The following is a 724-nucleotide window of genomic DNA, read 5'->3' as shown; positions in this document are numbered from 1 at the left end:
CATGTCTACCAGTAGTTTGGCGAGGCGCGACAGCATTTCCCGCTCCTGGTCTGTGAGAGCATTGGCATTTTCAAAAACAGCTAGGATTTTGTTGAAATTTTCCAGCTTNGTGAGGTCATTGATGGAGCTGATGCCAGCATCTAGGATGAGGCCGAAAAAGAGGTCGAAAAAGTCTTTTAGTTCGTCATCAGAAACGCTATCTACCCAGTTTTTCAGAGTTTTATCTACTTGAAGGCTGTCTGGATTAAGGTTGTCCAGTAGGACAAAAGTCTGGCCACTGATCTGCCAAGTGAAGGTATCGTGCTGGGCCAGAGCCGATAGCTGTACTTTTGACAATCTGAGCCTGCTTGGGCGTTTCGAGCATCATTCCGACGATAGAGCCTTGCGGAATGTAGCGCTTTATCTTGTCTGAAATAGTCTGGTAGCCTTGACTGGTGATGACCGAGTGATTCAGTCCAGGAGCATCATAGCTGTAAATGCTCTGAATGCGCTCTTGATACTCTGGCTCGATCTGACTAGCAGCGTAGGAAGCTAAGTTGCCGCCCTTCGAGTGGCCCGTCAGGATGAACTGCCCAGGCAGAGCATCCATGGCTTTTCGCAGATAATTGACCGCCGTTTTTTGAGCTGGGACCTGATCCATATAGGTCATGTGGAAGTCCTCTTTCCAGCCGATAATGGAATCATCGGTTCCGCGGAAGGTCAGGACATAGGTCTCAGGCTTGAT

1 pseudogene is annotated in these 724 nt (G+C 48.8%); it reads right to left on the bottom strand.

The window, feature by feature from the left end:
* Nucleotides 1-724 (bottom strand): annotated as a pseudogene (locus D8792_RS11015) (Mbeg1-like protein); the annotation flags it as partial.

Origin of the sequence: Streptococcus cristatus (assembly GCF_003943505.1) — a bacterium.
In the GTDB taxonomy this organism is placed as follows: Bacteria; Bacillota; Bacilli; order Lactobacillales; family Streptococcaceae; genus Streptococcus; species Streptococcus cristatus_E.
Note: the sequence above shows the minus strand (reverse complement) of the source record. Positions and strands in the feature narration are given on the sequence as shown.